We start from the raw sequence: 24386 nt of genomic DNA on the forward strand, positions 1-24386 counted from the left end.
CTGCGTCAGGTGTTGCCGAGCGCCGCGCGCGCGCGCGCAATCAGGCTGCCGGTCGATGCATCGTGCTGCCCGGCGGCGGCACTTGCCGCATGGTTAAGTTCGCCCTCGATCGGCTTGGCCAGTATCTTGCCGAGTTCCACGCCCCATTGGTCGAACGAGTTGATGTTCCAGACCACGCCTTGCACGAAGGTGCGGTGTTCGTAGAGCGCGATCAGCGCGCCGAGGGTATGCGGCGTGATGTCTTCCATCAGCAGCGTGTTGCTCGGCCGGTTGCCCTCGAACACCATGTGGGCGATACGGATCTCGTCGGTGAGGCCCGTGGCGCGCAGTTCCTCGGCCGTGCGCCCGAGCATCAGCGCCTCGGCCTGGGCAAAGCAATTGGCCAGCAGCTTGGCGTGATGGCCGGGCAGCAGGCGCGGCGGCCGCAGCGGCGCCACGAAATCCACCGGCACGATCTGCGAGCCCTGGTGGATCAGCTGGAAATAGGCGTGCTGGCCGTTGGTGCCGGCGGAGCCCCAGACCACCGGCGCGGTATGGGCGCGCACGTGGCGGCCGTCAAGCTGCACCGATTTGCCGTTGCTCTCCATCTCCAGTTGCTGCAGGAAGGCAGGGAACAATTCGAGCGAGGTGGAATACGGCGCCATGCAACTGGTCGGCATGCCGAAGAAGTTGCGGTACCAGATGCCGAGCATGCCCAGCACCACCGGCATGTTCTGCGCCAGCGGCGCGCTGCTGAAATGCGCATCCATGGCGCGGCCACCGATCAGCAGGTCTTCGAATGCATCGAAGCCCACCGCCAGCGCAATCGACAGCCCGACCGAGGACCACAGCGAGAAACGCCCACCGATCCAGTCCCAGAACTCGAACATGTGCGCCGGGTCGATGCCGAAGGCGCGCACCGCCTCCACATTGGTCGACACCGCGGCAAAATGGCTGGCCAGCTGGTCCTGGGCCACGCCTTTGTCGAGGAACCACTGGCGCGCGCTGCAGGCGTTGGCCATGGTCTCTAGCGTGGTGAAGGTCTTGGAGCAGACGATCACCAGGGTTTGCTCGGGGTCGAGCCGGTCCAGGCATTCGGCCAGTTCGGTGCCGTCCACGTTGGAGACGAAATGCATGCGTGGGCCGTTGCCGGCCAGGTGCGAGAGCGCGCGGCACACCATGCGCGGGCCCAGGTCCGAGCCGCCGATGCCGATGTTGATGACGTCGGTGATGCGCTTGCCGGTGAAGCCGGTCCAGTCGCCGCTGCGCACGCGCTGCGAGAACACGCGCATGCGGTCCAGCACGGCGTGGATGGCGGGCATGACAGGCTTGCCGTCAACCTTGAACGCTGCGCCGGCGCCGGCGCGCAGCGCGATGTGCAGGACCGCGCGGTCCTCGGTGGCGTTGATGTGGTCGCCGGCAAACATGGCATCGCGGCGTTTCGGCACGCCGGCTTCATCCGCCAGTTGCATCAGCAATGCCATGGTCTGCGGCGTGATGCGGTTCTTGGAGTAATCGAGATACAGGCCTGCGGCTTCCAGCGAAAACTGCTCGACGCGTTGTTCCGCGGAGCCGGCGGCAAACCACTCGCGCATCGGCGTTTCGCGAATGGCGTCGTGGTGTTGCAGAAGTGAGTGCCAGGCGTGGAGGTCTGTGGGCATGCGTACGGAAATCTTTGAAGGACAGCGCGGAAGTACCGTTTCAAGCTTGGTTTTTCGGCTAGATATCATTGCTCCCCGGCAGCCAGCCCGGCTGGCCTTGCGCGACGGTCAGGAGCCTCTCAAGTATAACGCGCCCATCTGGCACGACTCGGCGTTTTGGCGGCAAAAGACGGCATTAGTGCTTCCGAGGGGATCGATCGCCAAGCGCATTCCTTCGCGCGCTGGCGCTGTTCTCCCGTCAGCCGGGCCGGCGCGCGATCGCCCGCAGCGCTGACTCGCCCCCCGCCACGCACACCCCGCCAACGCAGATCACCGCCACGCCGAGCGCGGTGATCCAGTCCGGCAACTGGCCGAACGCCAGGTAGCCGATGGTCGTCGCCGACAGGATCTGCAGGTAGAGGAAGGGGCTGAGGAATGACGCGTCGGCGTACTGGAACGCGCGAATCACAAAATAGTGGCCAATCGAGCCGGTGATGCCGGTGCTCAGCAGGAGCACGGCTTGCAGCGGCGTGGGTGCCGCTTCGAACCAGAAGAAGGGCACCAGCAGCGTGGTCAGGGCTGCGCCGGTCACGCCGCTCTGGATCAAGGTGGTCATGGGCGCGTCATGCGCGGCGATGCGCCGCGTCAGCATCTGCATCAGCGCGAACACCAGTGCCGACAACAAGCCCAGCGTAATGCCGGCCCCGCTCAGCTCGCCGCCGGGGCGCACCACGATCAGCATGCCAATGAAGCCGATTGCCACGCCGCTCCAGCGGCTGACACGCGCATGCGCGCTCGGGCGCTCGCCGAGCAGCCAGGGCGACAACGCCACCACGAACAGCGGCGCGCAGAAATTCAGCGCCGTGGCCTCGGCCAGCGGCATCAGCTTGAGCACGCTGAAGAACACCAGCGTGGAGACCAGCATCATCCCCCCGCGCAACCACTGCAGGCCCGGTTTCACGGGGCGCCATTGCTGGCGGAAACGCACCGGCCCGAGCAGCAGGAAGATGGCGGCCACATGGCCCACGTAGCGTACCCACGCCACGCCCACCACCGGCAGGCCCTGCTGGGTTAGCGTCTTGCTGCTGGCATCCAGCAGGCTGAGGATCCATTGGCCGAGCACCAGCAGGGCCACGCCGGTAAGCAGCTGGCGCCGGGCCGGCGAGCCGCTGGCGGCCCGCAGGCGGGCGCCGCCATCCGTTGCCTTCGTCATGCCTGCTGCGCCCGCAGCAGGGCATTGAACAGGTCGCGCACCGGCAGGTAGAGCTCGCTCGCGGTCAGGCCGGCGGGGCCGGTGCCCTGCGCCACCAGGTGGTCGGCGGCGCGCCCGTGCAGCCAGACCGCGGCCTGCGCGGCCTGCAGCGCCGGCATGCCTTGGGCCAGCAGGGCGCCAATCATGCCGGCGAGCACGTCGCCGGTGCCGGCGGTGGCCAGGCCGGCATTGCCGGTCGGGTTGATCGATAGCGACACGCTGCCAAGCGCATCCGGCGGCGACGCGATCACCGTGCCCGAGCCCTTGAGCACGACCACGGCCTGCCACTGGGCCGCCAGCGAGCGCGCCGCCGCCAGGCGGTCGCGCTGGATCTCGGCCACGCTGATGCCGGACAGGCGCGCGGCTTCAAGCGGGTGCGGCGTCATCACGCGCACCGGCGGGCCGCCGCCAAGCATGGCGGCAAGCGCGGGGTCCGCGGCCAGCAGGTTCAGCGCATCGGCATCCAGCACCAGCGCGGGCGGCTCGGTGGCGGCCACGCTGGCTTGCAGCAGCTGCGCCAGCTGCTTGCGCGCCGCCGTGCCCGTGCCCATGCCCGGGCCGATCACCAGCGCGGACATGTTGGTCAGCTCGATCTCCGCGATCGGGTGCAGCATCAGCTCCGGGTGCACAGGGTCGATCAGCGGCGCGGGCTGCGCCAGGAAAGCGATGTGCACGCGCCCGGCGCCAAGGTGCTGCGCGGCACGCGCGCCAAGCAGCGGTGCGCCGGTCATGCCGATGCCGCCGCCGATCACGGCGAGCGAGCCGAACGTGCCCTTGTTGGTGGCATGGCGCCGCGTGGGCAGCGCCGATGCAAACGACGCCGGCACGTTGACCGTGGCGCAGGCAGACTGGGCCGGCGGGTAGCGCAGGCCGAGCGGGGCGATATCGACCTCGCCCGCGCAATCGCGCCCGTCGAGCGTGAGCAGGCCGGGCTTGGCACCGATGAAGGTGAGGGTGCGGCGCGCGCGTACCGCCGGCGCGCCGGCGCCGGTATCGGCGAACAGCCCGCTCGGGATGTCGAGCGAGAACACGGGCAGCCGGGACTCGGCAAGGTGCGCGATCCACTGCGCCGTGAAGCCATCGGCGGCGCGGTTCAGGCCAATGCCGAACAAGCCGTCGACCAGCGCGCAGGTGTCCGGGGGAAACGGCGGCAGGGTGCCATGGCAGGCGGATTCCGGCATGGCGTGCAGTATCACGCCGGCCGCGCGCGCCTCCAGCCAGGCACGCCCGGCGTCGGCAGGCAGGCGATCGGGCTCGGCCGTCAGCCACACCTGGACCTGGCGCCCGGCCTGGTGCAGGCGGGTGGCGGCTACCAGCGCGTCGCCGCCGTTGTTGCCCGGGCCGGCCAGCAGCAGCAGCGGGCCCGCTGGCGCATGGTGCGCCAGCCACGCCGCCGCGGCGGCGCCGGCCCGGGACATCAGCGCGAAGGCGGGCAGGCTGGCCATGGCGGCCGCTTCGATGTGGCGGACGGCCGCCACGTCGTACAGCGGGATCGCGCTGGCGCTTGCCGCGTCCAGGGGCAGCCAGGCATCGTCGGGCAGCGCAGCGGCCAGCGTGGGAGAAGTCGGGGCAGAGCTTTGCATGGTCAGCGTGGGCCTAAGCCGTAGCGGTCGGGGGTCAGGCCATCCAGGTCGATGCCAGGGCGATTGCCTGCGATCAGGTCGGCGGCAATGCGCCCGGAGCCGCATGCCATCGCCCAGCCGGTGGAGCCGTGGCCCAGATTGAGGTACAGCCCGGGCACGGCCGTGGCGCCGATCAGCGGCGGGCCATCGGGCAGCATCGGGCGGGCGCCGGCCCACAGCGTGGCCGTGCCATAGTGGCCTGCAACCGGGAACCAGTCGCGCGCCACCTTGAGCAAGGTGTTGATGGCCGCGGGGCGCAGGTCGAGCTTGCGCGAGCCGAGCTCGGCGGTGCCGGCAATGCGCAAGCGGTTGCCCATGCGGGTGATGGCGACCTTGTAGGACTCGTCCATCAGCGCGCCTAGTGGCGCCTGCAGCTCGTCGCTGACCTGCACGGTGGCGGAATAGCCTTTGACAGGGTAGAGGGGGATGCGCAGGCCCAGCGGGCGCAACAGTGCGGCGCTAGCTATGCCTGCACTGACCAGCACGCGATCGGCGGTGAGCGTTTCGCGCGCGCTGCGGGCATCGCCGGCATCGGTGCTGCGCAGGTCAAGCGAGAGCTTGCCGCCCGGCAACGGCCGCAGCGCGCTGGCGTCGCTGTCCATGACAAAGTGCACGCCCGCAGCCTCGGCCAGCACGCGCAGCCGGCGCACGAACATCGGGCAATTGCCGGATTCGTCCTCGGGGAGGTGCAGCCCGCCGGCCAGCGGCGTGTCGGTGGTCAAGCCAGGCTCGATGCGCCGGCAGCCGTCGGCGTCGACCAGCCGGTGCGGCACCTTGTGCTCGCGCAGCAGGGCCAGCGCCGGCTCGGCGAGATCCCGGTCGCGCTGGGTACGGAACAGCTGCAGGTAGCCTTGAGATTGCTCGTAGTCGATCTGGAGCTGGCCGCGCAGCGCATGCAGGCATTCGCGGCTGTAGAAGGCCAGGCGCTGCATGCGCAGCTTGTTGATGCGGTAGCGCTCCAGCGTGCACTCGCCCAGCCAGCGCGCGATCCAGCGCCACATGGCCGGATCGGCGCTGGGCCGGAACAGCACGGGCGAGGTGCTGGCGAAGAGGTTGCGCAGCACCTTGCCCGGCATGCCGGGCGCCGCCCAGGGTGTGACATAGCCCGGCGCGATCACGCCAGCGTTGCCGAAGCTCGACTCCTGCGCCGGCGCCGCGCGCCGCTCGACCACGGTTACGTCGAAGCCAGCCTCGCGCAGGTACCACGCGGAGCACACGCCGATGGCACCGGCTCCGATGACGATCACATGCATGGCGCTCCGTAGGTTACTTCAGTTACTTCAGCTCTTTTTGCATCACCACATCGGGCAGCCAGGTGACGATCTCCGGCCACACGGTGACGATGCCGATGGCCACCACCATCATCATGAAGAACGGCAGCGAGACCCGCGCTATGTAGTTACTGTCCTTGCCTGTCATGCTCTGCAGCACAAACAGGTTGAACCCCACAGGTGGCGTCACCTCGGCGATCTCCACCAGCAGCACGATGAATATCCCGAACCATACCAGATCGAAGCCCGCGGCCTGCACCATCGGCAGCACGGTGGCGGTGGTCAGCGCGATCATGGAAATGCCGTCGAGCGCGGTGCCCAGCAGGATGTAGATCACGGTCAGCACGGCGATCAGCGCCCAGGGCGACAGGTGCATCGAGGCCACCCATTCCGCCAGCGCGCGCGGGATGCCCGTAAAGCTCATGGTCACCGACAGGAACGAGGTTGCACCCAGCACGAACATGATCATGGCGGTCAGCCGGGTGGCCGACATCAGGCTTTCCCAGAACGCCTTGCGTGTGAGCGAGCCGCCCACCCACGCCAGCGCCAGCGACGCCACCACGCCGTAGGCGGCCGCTTCCGTGGCGGTGGAGTAGCCTGTGATCATGATCCACGTGATAAAGGCAATCAGCACGATGCACGGCATCAGCTGGCGGATCGAGGCGAGCCGCGAGCGCCAGTTGAAGACTTCCGCCTTCGGCGTCTTGTCCGGGTTCGACAGCGCCCACACCACGATGTAGCCGGAGAACAGCAGCATCAGCAGCAGGCCGGGCAGAAAGCCAGCCAGGAACACGCGGATGATCGACACATCGGCCGAGACCGCATAGACCACCATGGTGATCGATGGCGGGATCAGGATGCCGAGCGTGCCGGCGCACGACAGCGAGCCCAGCGTCACGCGCTCATCGTAGCCGCGCCGGGTCAGCTCGGGCAGCGCCGACTTGGCGATGGTGGCGCAGGTGGCGGCAGACGAGCCCGACACCGAGCCGAAGATGCCGCAGCCCAGGATGTTGACGTGCATCAGGCGCCCGGGGAGCCAGTTCAACCACGGCGAGAGCCCGTTGAACATCTGCTCGGACAGCTTGGTGCGAAACAGTATCTCGCCCATCCACACAAAGAGCGGCAGCGAGGCCAGCGTATACGATGCGCTGGACGACCACCACGCATTGGCCAGGTTGACCAGCGCATCGCGATCGGCAAACACCACCAGCCCCACCCAGGAGGTGACGGCAATGGCCACGGGAATCCACGCGCCGATGACCAGGAAGCCGATCATCACCACCAGCAGGATCAGGGAAATCAGGACGGTGCTCATCAGACGGTCTCCCCGAAGTCGCCGGCGGCCAGCTTGGCTTCCTGCGCCAGCTGGTAGCGCGGCTTTTGCTTGCGCGCCACGCGCAACAGTTCGTCCAGCACCGCCAGCATGAAGCCGGCGCAGCCCAGCACCGCAAAGCTCTGCGGAATCCACAGCGGCACCACGATCTGGCCCTGCGACACATCGCCGATCTCCCAGCTCGCCCAGGCAAAGCTGAACAAGGCCCAGGTCGCGTAGGCGGCGAACACCGCGCAGATGGTCAGCGAGATCAACTCCAGCCACCAGCGCACGCGCGGCTTGACGGCCTCCAGCAGCATTTCCACGCGCACGATGCCGCCGTGCTGGAAGGTCTGGCCGAGTACGAGAAAGGCGGAGGCGGCGCACAGCCACGCAACGATATCGTCGCCGCCCTTGAAGATGAACGTGGTCTCGCGCGAGAACGACATCAGGATCATGATGAGGCAGACCCCGAGGATGCACAGCGCGCCGAGCACGGCAAACAGGTCAAGCAGCCGGTCCAGCCAGCGCTTGTTGACGGAAGTGGCTTCCATGGCGAGTGGGGAGGGTTGATGCGGTGAAAAAGAGGGCGCGGGAGGCTTGCGGCAGCAGGGCCACGGCGGCGTGCAACGCCGCCGTGGCCGGATACGGATCGCTTGATTCTCGCTAGCGCACTGACTGCGGCGCCAACTACAGCGCCAACAACGGCAATGACGGCAACGCCTACTTCTTGTATGCGTCCAGGATGGCCTTGCCGTCGTCGCCAGCGCCCTTGGCCCAGTCTTCCACCATCACCTGGCCAAGCTTCTGCATGTCTTGCTTCAACTGGGGCGAGGGCGGCTGCACCGTCATGCCGTTCTTGCCGAGCACGGCCAGGTATTCACGCGTCTTTTGCTCCGAGATCTGCCAGCCGCGCTTCTCGGCTTCGGCCACCGTCTTGAGCAGGGCGTCCTGGGTTGGCTTGTCCAGCGCCGCGAAGGACTTCTTGCTGACCACCAGCATGTTCTTGGGCAGCCAGGCATCGACGGTGTAGAAGTACTTCACGCTCTCCCAGACCTTGGTATCCACGCCCGTGGCGCCCGAGGACATGAACGAATTGACGGTGCCGGTGGCGAGTGCCTGCGCCAGGTCGGCGGCCTGGATGGTCACTGGCTGCGCGCCCACCAGTTCGGCGATCTTGGAGGTGGCGGGGTTATACGCGCGCCACTTCAGGCCTTTCATGTCGGCCGCGGTGTTGATCGGCTTGTTGGCGTAGATGCCTTGCGGCGGCCAGGCCACCGCGTACAGCAGCTTCATGCCTTGCTTGTCCAGCACCTTGTCGGTGACCGCGCGCGASGCCTGCCACAGCTTGTAGGAGTCCTGGTAGCTGGTCGCCAGGAAGGGCACGGCATCCACGCCGAATACCGGGTTCTCGTTGGCCAGCAGCGACATGAGGATCTCGCCCATCTGCACCTGGCCGGTCTGCACGCCGCGCTTGATCTCGTTGGCCTTGAGCAGTGAGCCGTTGGGATGGATCACGATCTTGAGCTTGCCGCCCGTGGCCTTCTCCACGTCGGTGGCCATCTGCTGCAGGTTTTCGGTGTGGAGGTTGCTCACCGGGTAGCCGGTTGGCAGGTCCCATTTGGTATCCGCCCGCGCGGCCGACGTCATCACGGCAGCGGTGGCAAGCACCCCGCCTAGCAACATGCACTTCAGTGTGGCCTTCCCTTGCATCGATCTCTCCTGGTTGGTCGTTGCGGCTACGTCTGTCTTGGTTTTTGTTCTGAAGTCGTCTTGCCCGCGCCACCTGGCTCAGGGGTGGCGCGGGTTACCTCTGTCCTTGCCGCGGCGCCTCAGGCCGCCGGCTTGATGATGGATTCCAATGCAATTGCCGTGCCCAGCAGTTGCGCGTCGCGCAGTGCACCGTGCGAGAGCATCAGGCCCACGGGCAACTCGTCCGGCTGGTGGCAGGGCAGCGAGATGGAGCAGCCATCGAGGAAGTTGAACGCCGACGTATTGCGCAGCAGCAGGGCGTTGGTGCGGAAGAACAAATCGTCGTCCGCCACCAGCGGGGCGATCGGCGGCGCCACCATCGGCACGGTGGGGCAGGCCACGGCATCGAAGCCTTCGATGCGGGCCGCAACGCGCGCGATCCAGTCGAGGCGGGCGCGCATCAGGTCCACATAATCGGCCGCGCTCATGGCCGCGCCGCGGTCGATGCGCGAGGCGACGCGCGGATCGTATTGCTCGCGCCGCGTGGCCAGCACATGGCGGTGGATGGCATGCGCCTCGGCGGCGGTGAATCCGCCGCCGGCGTTGATGCTGGCCAGCTCGGCTAGCTCCGGCAGGTCGATGTGCTCGATCTGTACGCCGGCCGCGGACAGCCGGCCGAGGGCACGGTCGAACGCGCGCGCCACCGTGTCATCGAGTCCGTCGAGCAGGACCTGGCGCGGGATGGCCAGGCGGATACCCGCCGCGGCCTTGATGACGGGGAGCACCGCCTGGTCGGCGATCACGCTGTCCACCAGCACGCAATCCTGCACCGTGCGCGCCATGGCGCAGGCGGTGTCCAGCGTATAGGAGAGCGGGAAGGCGCCATCCAGCGGCACGCGCCGGGCGGTCGGCTTGAAGCCGGTCAGCCCGCACAGGGCAGCCGGGATGCGGATGGAGCCGCCGGTGTCGCTGCCCAGCCCCGCCACCGCCAGGCCCAGCGCCACGGACACCGCGGCGCCCGACGACGAGCCGCCGGGAATGCGCGCGACCTGCTTGTCCGCGGGGTTCACCGGCGTGCCGAAATGCGGGTTGATGCCCACGCCTGAGAAGGCGAACTCGGTCATGTTGGTGCGCCCGACCAGCGCTGCGCCGCTCTCGCGCAGCCGGCGCACCACCGTGGCGTCGGCCGTGGCCGCCAGCGCGTCGCTGCGCACCGGCGAGCCGGCGCGCGAGGCTTCGCCGGCGATGTTGAACAGGTCCTTGACCGAGACCGGCAGGCCTGCCAGCGGATGCAGCGGCTTGCCCGCCCGGCAGGCCGCGTCGGCGGCCTTGGCGACCTGCGCGGCGGTGTCGAAGGTGGTGTGCAGGAACACGGCGTGCGCGTCCGGCTGCTGCGCGTGCTGCGCAGCCTGGGCGATCACGTCGGCGCGGGAGATCGCGCCATCGCGAAGTTTTGTCTGTAATGTATGGATATCCGTGGGCATGGGGCTCGCGATCAGTCGCGCTCAGGAGGGGGCCGATCGAGTCTATCGAGTGCGTCCGCGCTGCGCAACCAGCCCATGGCGGGGCACGTCCGCGTCCCCGCGATAGTGCGCAGCCCGCGTTCCCCGCCCCTTTTTCGTGCAGAATCCACGGTGACATCCCCGATGTTTTGCTTGGATTTATTTTGTGTTTATCCTCATAATTTGTTAATAAACTGTCAAGCCAAATATGGTGGCCGGGACATCGGGGATACACCTAGTCATCCTTGTCGTTCCATGCGTACACCAACCCCTGAAAGGAGTGAAGACATGGCGCGTAAGCCAGCGACTCAGCCAGCAACTCAGCCAGCAACCGAGCCAGTAGCCGATCAAGCCGAGGGTGGCCAAGCGCCCGCCAGATCTGCGGCCAGCGCGCTGGCGCATCCGTCGGGCCCCAATATCGTTTCGTCTTCGCACCTGGTGTCGGAGCGCAGCCCGGAGCTGTCGGAGTTCGAGTTCGGCCTGAACACGGCCTACAACGCCTACAGCCGCTGGGTGGTACGCTGCATGGGCGCCTCCGGCGTGCGCGACCTGACCTTCCTGGACGTGCTGGTGCTGCATCACGTCAACCACCGGGCGCGCCCCAAGCGGCTCGCCGATATCTGCTTCGTGCTCAACGTCGAGGACACCCACCTGGTCACCTACGCGCTCAAGAAGCTGCAGGGCCTGGCACTGGTGGAGGGCGAGCGCATCGGCAAGGAAGCCACCTACATCACCACCCCCGCCGGCACCGAGGCCTGCGCGCGCTACCGCGAGATCCGCGAGCAATGCCTGACCAGCAATTTTTCCGCCGGCAGTGCCGAGAACGTGGAGATCGGCGAGCTGGCACGGCTGCTGCGTGTGCTGACCGGCCTGTACGAGCAGGCCGCACGCTCGGCAACGTCCCTGTAGCAGCAAGCACACCGCGCGCGGCCGGCCTGCGCCCCGGCCGCGCTGCCGCATGACCGCCCGATTTTTTGCCCGACATCTCCATCACGCCCTAGAAGGAAGCCCCCGTATGCCGCAGTCGCTGCCATCCTCCGCTGCCGTTGTTTCGGACCGTCGCCGCTGGCAATTCTGGATCGATCGCGGTGGCACCTTCACCGATGTGGTCGGGCTCCGGCCGGACGGCATGGTGGTCACGCACAAGCTGTTGTCCGAGAACCCGGAGCAGTACAGCGATGCCGCCGTGGCCGGCATCCGCCACTTGCTGGGGCTGGCGCCGGGCGAGCCGGTCACGCCGGCGCAGGTGGAGGTCGTGAAGATGGGCACCACGGTTGCGACCAATGCCTTGCTGGAGCGCAAGGGCGAGCCGGTGGCGCTGTTCATCACGCGCGGCTTTCGCGATGCGCTGCGCATCGCCTACCAGAACCGGCCGCGCCTGTTTGACCTGAACATCGTGCTGCCGGAGCTGCTCTACCGCGAAGTGGTGGAGGTGGGCGAGCGCCTGGATGCGCAGGGCGAAACGGTGACGCCGCTCGACGAAGCCGCGCTGCGCGCCGATATGCTGCGCGTGTTCGGCAGCGGCATCCGCGCCATCGCCATCGTGTTCCTGCACGGCTACCGCCAGGCGGCGCACGAGCAGGCTGCCGCGCGGATCGCCCGCGAGACCGGCTTTACGCAGATTTCCGTCTCGCACCAGGTGTCGCCACTGATGAAGCTGGTCTCGCGTGGCGACACCACGGTGGTGGACGCCTACCTGTCGCCGATCCTGCGCCGCTATGTCGGGCAAGTGGAGCAGCAGATGCCGGGCGTGCGCCTGCAGTTCATGCAGAGCAGCGGCGGCCTGACCGATGCGCACCGCTTCCAGGGCAAGGACGCCATCCTGTCCGGCCCGGCCGGCGGCATCGTCGGCATGGTGCGCTCGTCGCAGAGCGCGGGCTTCGGGCGCATCATCGGCTTCGACATGGGTGGTACGTCGACCGATGTCTCGCACTTCAACGGCGATCATCCCAACGATTTCGAGCGCGTGTTCGAGACCAGCGTGGCGGGCGTGCGCATGCGCGCGCCCATGATGAGCATCCACACGGTGGCCGCTGGCGGCGGCTCCATCCTGCATTTCGACGGTAGCCGTTTCCGCGTCGGCCCCGATTCGGCCGGCGCCAACCCGGGGCCGGCGAGCTACCGGCGCGGCGGCCCGCTGGCGGTGACCGACTGCAATGTCATGCTCGGCAAGATCCAGCCGCGGCATTTCCCCGCGGTGTTCGGCCCACGCGCCGATGCCGCGCTGGACCGCGACACGGTGGTGGCCAGGTTCGCGGCGCTGGCGCAGGCGGTAACAGACGCGACTGGCGATCAACGCAGCGCCGAGCAGGTGGCTGAAGGCTTCATCGAGATCGCGGTCGGCAATATGGCCAATGCCATCAAGCAGATCTCCGTGCAGCGCGGCCACGACGTGACCGGCTACACACTGACCACCTTCGGCGGCGCCGGCGGGCAGCACGCCTGCCTGGTGGCGGACGCCCTCGGCATGCAGACCGTGTTCGTGCATCCGCTGGCGGGCGTGTTGTCGGCCTACGGCATGGGCCTGGCCGACCGCACCGCCATGCGCGAGCGCGCCGTGGAGACGCGCCTGGACGACAGCGCATTGCCCGCGTTGCAGGCCACGCTCGACGCGCTGGCAAGCGAAGCGCGGCAGGAACTGCTGGAGCAGGAAGTCGCCGAGGCGCAGATCGATGTGGTGCGTCGTGCGCACCTGCGCTATGAGGGCACGGATTCGGCGCTGGTGGTGCCGTTCGGCACCTTACCTGCCATGCAGGCGGCGTTCGATGCCGCGTACCGCCAGCGCTATGCCTTCCTGATGCAGGGCAAGCCGCTGGTCGTGGAAGCCCTGTCGGTGGAAGCCATCGGCAGCAGCGAGCCGCCCGAGGAGAAACTGCCCGACGCGCAGCTGCGCTCCGGCGGCCCCGTACCGGCGGAACTGGTGCGCGTGTTCAGCGGCGGCGCCTGGCACGACACCCGCCTGTTTCCGCGCGATACGCTGCGCCCCGGCGACGTGCTGCCGGGCCCCGCCATCATCGCCGAGCGCAACGCCACCACGGTGGTCGAGCCCGGCTGGCAGGCTGAGCTGACCGCGCGCGACCACCTGGTGCTGACCCGCGCCGTGCCGCGTCCCCAGCGGCGCGCCATGGGCACCGACGCCGATCCGGTCATGCTGGAAGTGTTCAACAACCTGTTCATGTCGATCGCCGAGCAGATGGGCCAGCGGCTGCAGAACACGGCGTACTCGGTCAACATCAAGGAACGGCTCGACTTCTCCTGCGCCATCTTCGATGCCGGCGGCAACCTGATCGCCAATGCCCCGCACATGCCGGTGCACCTGGGCTCGATGGGCGAGAGCATCAAGACGGTGATCGCGCGCAACACCGGGCACATGGCCGATGGCGATGTCTACGTGCTCAACGACCCGTACAACGGCGGCACGCATCTGCCGGACGTGACGGTGATCACGCCGGTCTTCGACGAGGCTGGCGCGGAGATCCTCTTCTACGTTGGCTCGCGCGGCCACCATGCGGATATCGGCGGCATCACGCCGGGCTCGATGCCGCCGGACTCCACGGTGGTGGAGGAAGAGGGCGTGATGATCGACAACTTTCCGCTGGTGAAGGCCGGTGTGCTCGACGATGCCGGCATGCGCGCACTGCTGGCGGGCGCGCGCTACCCGGCCCGCAATATCGACCAGAACATGGCCGACCTGCGCGCCCAGGTGGCGGCCAACGCCAAGGGCGTGGAAGAGCTGCGCAAGATGGTGGTGCAGTTCGGCCTGCCGGTGGTGCGCGCCTATATGGGCCATGTGCAGGACAACGCCGAGGAAGCCRTGCGCCGGGTCATCACCGCGCTGAAGGACGGCGCCTACCGCTACCCGCTGGATAATGGCGCGCAAATCCAGGTACGCGTGACCGTGGATCAGGCCAGACGCGAAGCCGTGGTGGACTTCACCGGTACTTCGGCGCAACTGCCCAACAACTTCAACGCGCCGCGTGCGGTCTGCATGGCGGCCGTGCTCTACGTGTTCCGCACGCTGGTCAACGAGGACATTCCGCTCAATGCCGGCTGCCTCAAGCCGATCAACGTGATCATCCCCGAAGGCTCCATGCTCAATCCGCGCTATCCGGCCTCGGTGGTGTCGGGCAATGTGGAAACGTCATCGTGCATCACCAACGCGCTGTATGGCGCGCTGGGCGTGGTGGCGGCCAGCCAGGGCACCATGAACAATTTCACGTTCGGCAACGCGCGCTACCAGTACTACGAGACCATCTCCGGCGGCAGCGGCGCGGGGCAGGGTTTCAACGGCTGCGACGTGGTGCAGACCAATATGACCAACTCGCGCCTGACCGACCCCGAGGTGCTGGAATGGCGCTTCCCGGTGCGGCTGGAGAGCTATGAGATCCGGCCCGGCTCGGGTGGCGCGGGGCAGTGGCACGGCGGCAACGGCGGCATTCGCAAGGTGCGCTTCCTGGAGCCGATGACGGCGTCGATCTTGTCCAACAACCGCTTGCACGCGCCGTTCGGCATGGCCGGCGGCGAGCCCGGCGCGATGGGCCGCAACTACGTGGTGCGGGGTGACGGGAGCGAGCAAGCGCTGGGCCATGTCGGGCGTTGCGAGATGAAAGCGGGCGATGTCTTCGTGGTGGAAACGCCGGGAGGCGGGGGCTACGGCAAGGTGTAAGGGCGTGGCGAGGGTTTTTACCGATAACGTGAACGCAGGGTGCGACAAAGAATGAAACCCCAATTCCTGTTCAGGTTATTCGCGCCATGCCCATCGCGGCGAAACCGCCCTTTGCGCTCACAAGCGGGTTGCGTTCGATCGTCCATGGCATGGCGTGCCGATTCACGCTGTGCTGACCGATCCCGGCGCCGCTGATGCCGCGATTGGCGGCGCGGTTGGCTTACCTGAGCATCGTCAACGCGCCACCAAGGAGACCCCATGCAGGACAACGCAAGCTGTGCCCACGCGGCCACGGCTGATTTTCATCGCCTGCTGGCGCGCGAGTTGCCTGAGCACGACGAGCAGGACTGGGAAGACGCGCAGCGCGGCTTTGTCGGCACCATCCCCAATGCCAAGGTGGCGCGCGGCAACGGGCACGGCGTGTGGAGCATGGAGGCCTACGGCTTTCTCGACGCCGCCGAGGCGCCGGATACCGTCAACCCCAGCCTGTGGCGGCAGGCGCGCCTGAACCGCATCCACGGCCTGTTCCAGGTCACGCCGCGCATCTTCCAGGTGCGCGGATTCGATATCGCCAATATCACCTTTATCGAAGGCGACACCGGCGTGATCGCGCTGGACGCGCTGACCTGCCCGGAGACCGCCGCAGCGGCGCTCGCGCTGTACCGGGCGCATCGCGGCAACCGCACGTTGCACACCGTGATCTACAGCCACAGCCACGCCGACCACTTTGGCGGCGTGGCGGGGCTGGTTGACGAGGCCGACGTGCGCGCCGGGCGGGTCCAGGTGATCGCGCCCTCCGGCTTTATGCACCACGCCATCGCCGAGAACGTGATCGGCGGCGTGGCCATGGCGCGCCGCGCGCAGTTCCAGTTTGGCCACACGTTGGCCAAAGGGCCGGCAGCGCAGGTGGATGCCGGCCTGGGCAAGACGCTGCCAATGGGCCGCTCGACGCTGATCGCGCCAACGCGGTCGATCGAGGCCGAGCACGAGATCCACGTGATCGACGGGCTGGAGATCGAGTTCCAGCTCACGCCAGAGACCGAGGCGCCCTCCGAGATGCACCTCTTCATCCCGTCCGAGGGCGCGCTCAACCTGGCCGAGAACGCTACCCACAACTTGCACAACCTGTGCCCGCTGCGTGGCGCCAAGGTGCGCGACGCGCTGGCGTGGTCCAAGTACCTGCACCGCGCGCTGCGCCGCTACGGCCCGCGTACCGAGGTGGTGCTGGCCCAGCATCACTGGCCGACCTGGGGCGCGGAGCGCGCCCGGCGCTTCCTGTCCGAGCAGCGCGACCTGTACCGCGTGCTGCACGACCAGACCGTGCGGCTGATGAGCCATGGCCTGAAGGCCGGCGAGATCGCCGAAGGGCTGCAACTGCCGGAGTCGCTGGCCAGGCGCTGGCACACGCGCGGCTACTACGGCACCGTGTCGCACAACGTCAAGGCGATCGTGCAGCACTACCTGAGCTGGTACGACGCGCATCCGGCCAACCTGCATGCGCTGCCGCCGGTGGCCGCCGCGCGCAAGCACCTGGAATACATGGGCGGCATCGACGCCGTGATGGCCAAGGCCCGCGCCGACTACGAGCGCGGTGAGTTCCGCTGGGTGGCCGAGGTGCTCAAGCACGCGGTCTACGCGCATCCCGCGCATGCCGAGGCGCGCGAGCTGGCGGCCAGCGCGCTGGAGCAGATGGGCTTCCAGGCCGAATCGGCGACGTGGCGCAATGCCTACCTGCTGGCCGCGCGCGAGTATCGCGAAGGGCCGCCGCAGGCTAATCCGCAGGGGCCGCCGGCCAACGCGCTGATGGGCGCGATGAGCAACGAGCTGCTGTTCGACGCGCTGGCGGTGCGCATCCACGGCCAGCGCGCGCAGGGCATGGCGTGCCAGATCGGCTGGCAGTTCACCGACAGCGGCGAGCATTGGGTGAGCACGCTGTCCAACTGCGCGTTGAGCAGCCTGCAGGTGGAGGCGGCCGATGTGGTGGCCGATGTGGCGGACACGGCGGACGTGGTCATCGAGACCAGCCGCGACACGCTCGACGCCATCCTGACCCAGCGCTGGACGGCGGCCGAGGCCGTGGCGCAAGGCCGGCTCACGCTGCGCGGCGACGCGTCGCTGCTGCCGCGCTTCATGGGCTTGCTGGACCAGTTCAGCGGCAGCTTCCCGGTGGTGGACGCGGCGCCCTGGCCGGATTGGGTTTAGGTGATTTAAGTGGCTTGTGAGGCGCAATTGGCCCGGATGTCGCCCGGCCCGCGTGATGGCTGCGGAGCTTGTCCGGGCCGCCGCCGCCTTTGTCTGTCGAGCCACCTCTGCTGCAACGCGGGAACCCCCTCTCGACAAGGTATAATCCCGGTTTCCCGCCAGCACGGCGCCCCAACCAGCGGCGCCGGCCGGTAGCAGCCCCTACCTCCTGCCCTCCCGACCGCTCAGACCATGGCGCATTTCTCGTGCTTCCCCGGTGCATTGGCGCTTTCCGCCTTTCGCCAGCAACGCCTGCTCACCGCCCTCAAGCAGATCGACGCCGACATCGAGTCGGTGCACGGCCAGTTCCTGCACTTTGTCGACACCGACGTGCCGCTATCGCAAGACGACAGCGCCCGCATCGCCGCGCTGTTGACCTATGGCGCGCCTTTCGAGGCACAAACCGACGGTGATCGCTTTGTGGTGATTCCGCGCTTCGGCACCATCTCGCCGTGGGCCAGCAAGGCGACCGACATCGCGCACAACTGCGGCTTCGAGCACGTACACCGCATCGAGCGCGGCATCGAGATCACCGTGATCTGCAAGAAGGGCCTGCTGCGCGGGCGCAAGACGCTGGATGCCGGCACGCGCGCCGCGGTGGCTGCCCACCTGTTCGACCGCATGACCGAAAGCGTGGTGGCTTCGCGTGAAGACGCCGCCGGCCTGTTCCAGGAACTGCCGGCCAAGCCGCTGCGCTTCATCGACATCTCCGGTGGCCGCGCCGCGCTGGCGCAAGCCAATACCGAAATGGGCCTGGCCCTGTCGGAAGACGAGATCGACTACCTGGTCGACGCCTACGCCAAGCTGGAGCGCAACCCGACCGACGTCGAGCTGATGATGTTCGCGCAGGCCAACAGCGAGCACTGCCGCCACAAGATCTTCAACGCCACCTGGACCATCGACGGCGTGCAGCAGGACAAATCCCTGTTCGCCATGATCCGCAATACCCACCAGCTCAACCCGCAAGGGTCGATCGTGGCGTACTCGGACAACTCCGCGGTGATGGAAGGCGATGTGGCTGAGCGCTGGTTCCCGCGCGGCACCGAGCAGAAGTACGGCCGCCATGAGGCGCTGACCCACACGCTGATGAAGGTGGAGACGCACAACCACCCGACCGCCATCTCGCCGTTCCCCGGGGCCTCCACCGGCGCCGGCGGTGAAATCCGCGACGAAGGCGCCACCGGCCGTGGCGGCAAGCCCAAGGCTGGCCTGACCGGCTTCACGGTCTCCAACCTGATGCTGCCCGACGCCGTGGAAGGCTGGGAAAACGCGCGTGACGCGGCCCAGCCGGTGGCGCACCGCAACCCGGACGACAAGGTGAGCGTGACCGGCAAGCCGGACCGCATCGCCTCGCCGCTGCAAATCATGACCGAAGGCCCGCTCGGCGGCGCCGCGTTCAACAATGAATTCGGCCGCGCCATCCTGGGCGGTTACTTCCGCGTCTACGAGCAAAACGTGGGCGGCACCGTGCGCGGCTATCACAAGCCGATCATGATCGCCGGCGGCATCGGCAACATCGACGCCGGCCACACGCACAAGAAGGCGCTGCCGGCCGGCTCGCTGCTGATCCAGCTGGGCGGCCCGGGCATGCGCATCGGCATGGGCGGCAGCGCCGCCAGCTCGATGGCGACCGGCACCAATACCGCCGACCTGGACTTTGATTCGGTCCAGCGCGGCAACCCGGAAATGGAGCGGCGCGCGCAGGAAGTCATCAACGCCTGCTGGCAGCTCGGCGACGACAATCCCATCCTGTCGATCCACGACGTGGGCGCGGGCGGCATCTCCAATGCCTTCCCCGAGCTGGTGGACGGCGCGGGCCGCGGCGCGCGCTTCGACCTGCGCCAGGTGCACCTGGAAGAGTCGGGCATGAGCCCGGCCGAGATCTGGTGCAACGAGTCGCAGGAACGCTATGTGATGGCGGTGGCGCCGGAGTCCTTCCCGCTGTTCCAGACCATGTGCCAGCGCGAGCGTTCGCCGTTTGCCGTGGTGGGCATCGCCACCGAAGAGCAGCAGCTGCAACTGGTCGATGCGCATGTCGACGCGGCGCTCAAGGAACACTATGCCGTGAACATGCCGATGGACGTGCTGCTGGGCAAGCCGCCGCGCATGCACCGCGACGTCAAGCACGTGGCGCAAAGCCTGCCCCCGGTGGACGTGACCGGCATCGCGCTGGACAAGGCCGTGCGCGATGTGCTGCGCCACCCGACCGTGGCCAGCAAGTCGTTCCTGATCACCATCGGCGACCGCACGGTTGGCGGCATGAACGCGCGCGACCAGATGGTCGGCCCCTGGCAGGTGCCGGTGGCCGACGTGGCGGTGACCACGCTCGACTACAAGGGCCGCGCCGGCGAAGCCATGACCATGGGCGAGCGCACGCCGCTGGCCGTGATCAACGCCCCCGCCTCGGGCCGCATGGCCATCGGCGAGGCGCTGACCAACCTGGCCGCCGCGCCGGTCAAGGACCTGGGCAAGGTCAAGCTGTCCGCTAACTGGATGGCCGCCTGCGGCGTAGACGGCGAAGACGCCAAGCTGTACGACACCGTGCACGCGGTCGGCATGGAACTGTGCCCGGCGCTGGGCATCAGCATCCCGGTGGGCAAGGATTCGCTGTCCATGCGCACCAAGTGGCAGGACGACGGCGTCGACAAGGAAGTGGTCGCGCCGGTCTCGCTGATCATCTCGGCGTTTGCCGCCGTGGATGACACCGACCGCACCCTGACCCCGCAACTGCGCACCGATGCGGGCGACAGCGTGCTGATCGCCATCGACCTCGGCCGTGGCAAGAACCGCCTGGGCGGCAGCATCCTGGCCCAGGTGACGCAGCAGGTTGGCGACACCACGCCGGACGTGGACAGCGCCGAAGACCTGAAGAACTTCTTCAACGTGATCCAGCGCCTGAACCGCGACGGCAAGCTGCTGGCTTACCACGACCGCTCCGACGGTGGCTTCATGGCAGCGCTGGCCGAAATGGCCTTTGCCGGCCATTGCGGCCTGTCGCTCAACGTCGACATGCTGGCGCTGGACCCCGTGCAGGAGCAGGACTTCGGCGACGCCAAGAACTGGGCGCAGCAAATCTCCGGCCGCCGCGACGAGCAGACCCTGCGCGCGCTGTTCTCGGAAGAGCTCGGCGCGGTGATCCAGGTACGCCAGGAAGAGCGCGATGCCGTGTTCGCCGTGCTGCGCGAAGTTGGCCTGTCGGCCTGCAGCCATGTGGTGGGCAAGCCCAATGCCACCGACCAGATCGAGATCTACCGAGACGCCAAGAAGGTCTTCGGCGCCGCGCGCAGCGAGCTGCAGCGCACCTGGAGCGAAGTCAGCTGGCGCATCGCGCGCCTGCGCGACAACCCGGCTTGCGCCGACAGCGAATACGATCGCGTGCTCGACGCGGCGGACCCGGGCATCTCGCCGGTGCTGACTTTCGATCCGGCACAAGACATCGCCGCACCGTTCGTGGCCACAGGCGCGCGTCCGCGCGTGGCGATCCTGCGCGAGCAGGGCGTCAACTCGCAGATCGAAATGGCGTACAGCATGGACCGCGCCGGCTTCGACACGCACGACGTCCACATGAGCGACCTGATCGCCGGGCGCGCCAACCTGGCCGACTTCTCCGGCTTTGTCGCTTGCGGCGGCTTCAGCTACGGCGACGTGCTGGGCGCCGGCGAAGGCTGGGCCAAGACCATCCTGTTCAACGCGCAGATGGCCGAGCAGTTCGCGGCCTTCTTCAACCGCCAGGACACCTTCGCGCTGGGCGTGTGCAACGGCTGCCAGATGATGAGCAACCTCGCCCCGATCATCCCCGGCGCGGGCGCATGGCCCAAGTTCACCCGTAACCAGTCGGAACAGTACGAAGCGCGCTACGTCACCGTGGAAGTGCAATCCTCGCCGTCGATCTTCTTCGCTGGCATGGAAGGCAGCCGCATCCCCATCGTGGTGGCGCACGGCGAAGGCTTCGCCGACTTCTCGCAGCAAGGCGACAAGAGCCAGGCCCAGGTGGCGCTGCGTTTCGTGGACAACCACGGCGCGCCGACGCAAACCTACCCGCTGAACCCGAATGGCTCGCCGGACGGCATTACCTCGGTGACCACCACCGATGGCCGCTTCACCGTGCTGATGCCGCACCCGGAGCGCGTGTTCCGCACCGCCACCATGAGCTGGGCGCCGGACGCCTGGAAGCAGGTGGAAGATGGCGGCAGCCCGTGGATGCGCATGTTCCGCAACGCGCGCAAGTGGGTGGGCTGAACGGCCTGCTGTTCTTCACGCTGTAGAAAGGAAAAGCCCGCTTCGCGCGGGCTTTTGTCTTTTCTGGTCGGGGCATTTGCCGAAGCCGGGGAACGGGCCAAAGCCGAGTGCTATGACGACGGCTGTCTCTCCCTCTCCCCTCCGAGGGAGAGGGCCGGGGAGAGGGGCGGCTTAGCTAGGAGCCACTGCAAGCGAAGCCCGTGGTTTTCCCGCTCAAGCCACCCGCCGTGTACTCCAGGCCTGATAAACGTAATACAACGGCCGCTGTGGATCCGATTGCCTGGCCGATGCCGGCGCCGCGCCGCGGATCTGCATGGTGACCAGCACCATGCGCGCGGCTTTCACGGGGGAGTAGCGGTCGCGCAGCGGCAGCATGGGCAGCACGGCGCGCCATTCCGGGGGCAGGCCATCGTGGCTGAAGGTGCCGAGCGCGCAGTAGCCCCATCCTTCGGATGTGAGGTGCCAAAGTTGCCGGTAGGGGCTGCCGCCTGTTGCCGCTGATGCCACTGATGCCACTGAAACCACTGATGCCACTGAAGCCATGGTCTCCCTCGTTCGCGTGCCGGTGCCCGCTGTGGGAGATCTGGCGGGCTTGCGCTATCCAGGCTGCGCGCCGGCCAGGGTGGTGGTGGCGCGCATGGCCTTGATATTACCCATGTGCGGCGGCGGTGGGAATGCTCCGCGCGCTTTGTGAGTGCGGCAGCACGCACACCACACACCATGTTTGGTGCCCGGCATACAGTGCATCACCCGGAGTTCGTCACTTGCCGGCGGCGGGGCTTTCTTGTCCTACAGCCCGCTGAACCCGTTATACCCCTGGTCTTCCCAGTAACCGCCCGGATTCTCGTTGGTCACGAAGAGCGCGGCGATATGCTTGGGGTTCTTGAAGCCGAGCTTGGTCGGCACCCGCAGCTTGAGCGGGTAGCCATACCGGGCGGGCAGCGGCTCGCTGCCAAAATCCAGCGCCAGCATGGTTTGCGGGTGCAGCGCGGTTTCCATGTCGAGGCTGGAGTAATAGCGGTCCGCGCATTTGAAGCCGATATAGCGGGCGGTGGTGTCCGCGCCGATGCGTTCCAGGAAGGTGCGCAGCGCAACGCCGCGCCATTCGCCGATCGCGCTCCAGCCTTCGATGCAGATATGCCGCGTGATCTGCCCCGCCTGCGGCAGCGCGCGCAGTTGCGCCAGGCTCCATGCGCGCTTGTCGGCGACGAGCCCGGAGACTTCGAGGCGGTAGCCGGCACCGTCGACCTCCGGCACGTCGTACTCAGGATAGAAGGCGTTGAACGGGAAGGGCTGCGTGATCTGGCTGCGGGCGTAGGTGGGGGCGAGCCGGTTGCGGTTGAACAGCCAGGCCTGCACGCGATCGTTCCAGTGCGACATTGACCACAGCACCTTGTCCACGGCGTCGCCATCCTGCAAGGTGCAGCCCGCCAGCATGGACAGGGCGCCTAGCGACAGCGAGGAGCGCAGCAACAGGCGCCGCTGGAGCTGCACGAGCTGGGGCTTGAAATCAGCCGCGCTTGGCGGCTCCGAGGCCGGCATGACGATCCGCTTGTCATCGTTGGGGGCGCTCATGCTTCGACATCTCCATGGCCAGCGCGCCCGGCGCGTCCAGTCAACATTGGCAACAAGGTGGCCGGCACCAGGATGACCAGCGCCAGGTGAATCACCACAAAACCCACGATCCCCGCCATGGCAAGGAAATGCACGTGGCGCGCCGTGTCGAACCCGCCAAACAGCGTCGCCAGCCAGTCCAGCTGCACGGGCTTCCAGATGGCCAGCCCGGATGCCACCACCAGCACGCCCAGCAGCAGCACCGCCACATACATCAGCCGCTGCACCGCGTTGTAGGCGCCGGGCCGATGCGGCAGGCGCAGCCGGATGGCAAGCGACGCGTCACGCAGGACGCCGCGCGCGCTCAGCGGCAGGAAGTGGCGCCGGAAATGCCGCGTGGCGAGGCCATAAGCCAGGTAGACCAGGCCATTGGCGGCCAGCAGCCACATGGCCGCGAAATGCCATGCGATCGAGCCGCCCAGCCAGCCGCCCACCGTCGCCCAGGCCGGAAATTTGAAGGGAAACAGCGGCGAGGCGTTGTAGATCGCCCAGCCGCTCATCACCATGCAGGCCATGGCGAAGGCGTTGATCCAGTGCGTGGCGCGCACGACCAGCGGATGGACGATGGCGCGCCGCGCGGACGCGGAGGAGGGGAGCTTGCGCATGACGGGGAACGTTGGCGGGACAGCAAGGTTCCAGGCCGGACGGCGCCGGCCCGGGCGGGTCTTACATCGGCGGCACGACGCCTTGCTTGCCGGCCGAGATAAAGCGCGCGGTCAGCCCGCCGTCGGCGCCTTTGCTGGCAAACAGCACGATATGCGCGCCGGGGACCAGCAAGGAGCGGTCGCCGGGTTCCAGGTTGACGATGGGCACGTCGTTGGGGATCACGATGCGCTTTTCGCCGTCGGGGTACTTCACGGTGATGGTGCGGCCGTTGCTGACCACCACGTTGCCCACGGTGCCGTTGGTCATGCTGCTGTTTTTGCCGAGGTCCCACGCACGGTGGCCTTCGCCGCTGCCGCGCATGCTCGGCGGGAACACGTGCACCTCGAGTGCCTTGAGCGAGCCATCCGCCTGCGGCACGGCGGCCGAGCCGATATAGCTGCCGGGCTTGATCTCATCGACCTTGGCCAGCGTCACCGCGCGCACCGCGGTGTCCTTGGTCAGGCCCACTTCCAGGTCCTGTCCCGAGCGTGTGCGCACCTTCAGCGTGTCGCCGGCGAAGGCGGTCACGGTGCCGCGCACGCCGGTCGGCGTGGCGGCGGGAGCGGGCTGTGCCAGCACCGCGGGCGCAGCGGCAAACATGGCGCCGGCGAGCAGCGCCGGGGCCACCAAGGTACGCGTCAACATGCTCGAAACGATCTTCATCCTGGAACTCCTGGTGCGTGGAAAGTGCTATGCAGGTTAGGGGAGAGG

The 24386-nt window shown here is 67.8% G+C and carries 16 protein-coding genes; 4 read left to right on the forward strand and 12 right to left on the reverse strand.

Annotated elements, in window-relative coordinates; genetic code table 11:
• Positions 1-5: 5 nt before the first annotated feature.
• From pgi to AC1DQR_RS20470, 8 genes are all read right to left on the reverse strand, one after another.
• Positions 6-1640 carry a glucose-6-phosphate isomerase gene (pgi, locus tag AC1DQR_RS20435; RefSeq protein WP_416048298.1) on the reverse strand — a complete coding sequence of 545 codons (1635 nt, stop codon included), beginning with the start codon at positions 1638-1640 and terminating at the stop codon, positions 6-8.
• Positions 1641-1878: 238 nt separating this feature from the next.
• Positions 1879-2832: a DMT family transporter gene (locus AC1DQR_RS20440; protein ID WP_477133679.1), complete on the reverse strand. Its 954-nt coding sequence runs from the start codon at positions 2830-2832 to the stop codon at positions 1879-1881.
• Positions 2829-4454: an NAD(P)H-hydrate dehydratase gene (locus AC1DQR_RS20445; protein WP_416048300.1), complete on the reverse strand. Its 1626-nt coding sequence runs from the start codon at positions 4452-4454 to the stop codon at positions 2829-2831. Before AC1DQR_RS20445 ends, AC1DQR_RS20440 begins: the two co-directional genes overlap by 4 nt.
• 2 nt (positions 4455-4456) lie before the next feature.
• Positions 4457-5746 carry a D-amino acid dehydrogenase gene (locus AC1DQR_RS20450; RefSeq protein ID WP_477133680.1) on the reverse strand — a complete coding sequence of 430 codons (1290 nt, stop codon included), beginning with the start codon at positions 5744-5746 and terminating at the stop codon, positions 4457-4459.
• A gap of 22 nt (positions 5747-5768) precedes the next feature.
• Entirely contained in the window at positions 5769-7079 is a 1311-nt protein-coding gene (locus tag AC1DQR_RS20455; RefSeq protein ID WP_253927291.1) for a TRAP transporter large permease, read from the reverse strand.
• Positions 7079-7630 carry a TRAP transporter small permease subunit gene (locus AC1DQR_RS20460; protein WP_309405805.1) on the reverse strand — a complete coding sequence of 184 codons (552 nt, stop codon included), beginning with the start codon at positions 7628-7630 and terminating at the stop codon, positions 7079-7081. Before AC1DQR_RS20460 ends, AC1DQR_RS20455 begins: the two co-directional genes overlap by 1 nt.
• Before the next feature lie 169 nt (positions 7631-7799).
• Positions 7800-8762, reverse strand: coding sequence for a TRAP transporter substrate-binding protein (locus tag AC1DQR_RS20465; protein ID WP_174424553.1), 963 nt, complete (start codon positions 8760-8762; stop codon positions 7800-7802).
• Positions 8763-8908: 146 nt separating this feature from the next.
• The gene (locus AC1DQR_RS20470; RefSeq protein ID WP_416048302.1) at positions 8909-10252 is read right to left on the reverse strand and encodes an amidase; all 1344 of its coding nucleotides are present in this window, start codon (positions 10250-10252) and stop codon (positions 8909-8911) included.
• Between the two features lie 306 nt (positions 10253-10558).
• Between AC1DQR_RS20470 and AC1DQR_RS20475 the strand changes: the two genes are divergently transcribed.
• From AC1DQR_RS20475 to purL, 4 genes are all read left to right on the forward strand, one after another.
• Complete coding sequence (locus AC1DQR_RS20475; protein ID WP_477133681.1) at positions 10559-11179, forward strand: winged helix DNA-binding protein; 621 nt, start codon at positions 10559-10561, stop codon at positions 11177-11179.
• Positions 11180-11285: 106 nt separating this feature from the next.
• Positions 11286-14936, forward strand: a complete 3651-nt coding sequence (locus AC1DQR_RS20480) for a hydantoinase B/oxoprolinase family protein (protein ID WP_477133682.1) — start codon at positions 11286-11288, stop codon at positions 14934-14936.
• Positions 14937-15194: 258 nt separating this feature from the next.
• On the forward strand, positions 15195-17138 hold the full coding sequence (locus AC1DQR_RS20485) for an alkyl/aryl-sulfatase (RefSeq protein ID WP_477133683.1): 1944 nt from the start codon (positions 15195-15197) through the stop codon (positions 17136-17138).
• Between the two features lie 231 nt (positions 17139-17369).
• Positions 17370-21416 (forward strand): phosphoribosylformylglycinamidine synthase, encoded by a 4047-nt coding sequence (purL, locus tag AC1DQR_RS20490; protein ID WP_416048306.1) that lies wholly within the window; start codon positions 17370-17372, stop codon positions 21414-21416.
• Between the two features lie 213 nt (positions 21417-21629).
• Here purL and AC1DQR_RS20495 read toward each other — a convergent pair whose 3' ends face one another.
• From AC1DQR_RS20495 to AC1DQR_RS20510, 4 genes are all read right to left on the reverse strand, one after another.
• Positions 21630-21923, reverse strand: coding sequence for a hypothetical protein (locus tag AC1DQR_RS20495; protein WP_477133684.1), 294 nt, complete (start codon positions 21921-21923; stop codon positions 21630-21632).
• Positions 21924-22205: 282 nt separating this feature from the next.
• A complete protein-coding gene (locus AC1DQR_RS20500; protein ID WP_477133696.1) occupies positions 22206-22958 on the reverse strand; it encodes a molybdopterin-dependent oxidoreductase in 753 nt (250 codons plus the stop codon).
• A gap of 29 nt (positions 22959-22987) precedes the next feature.
• Positions 22988-23635 carry a cytochrome b/b6 domain-containing protein gene (locus tag AC1DQR_RS20505; protein ID WP_416048308.1) on the reverse strand — a complete coding sequence of 216 codons (648 nt, stop codon included), beginning with the start codon at positions 23633-23635 and terminating at the stop codon, positions 22988-22990.
• Between the two features lie 61 nt (positions 23636-23696).
• Positions 23697-24338 (reverse strand): hypothetical protein, encoded by a 642-nt coding sequence (locus tag AC1DQR_RS20510; protein WP_150985777.1) that lies wholly within the window; start codon positions 24336-24338, stop codon positions 23697-23699.
• Positions 24339-24386 lie beyond the last annotated feature (48 nt).

This window comes from Cupriavidus sp. 05L411 (assembly GCF_056398045.1).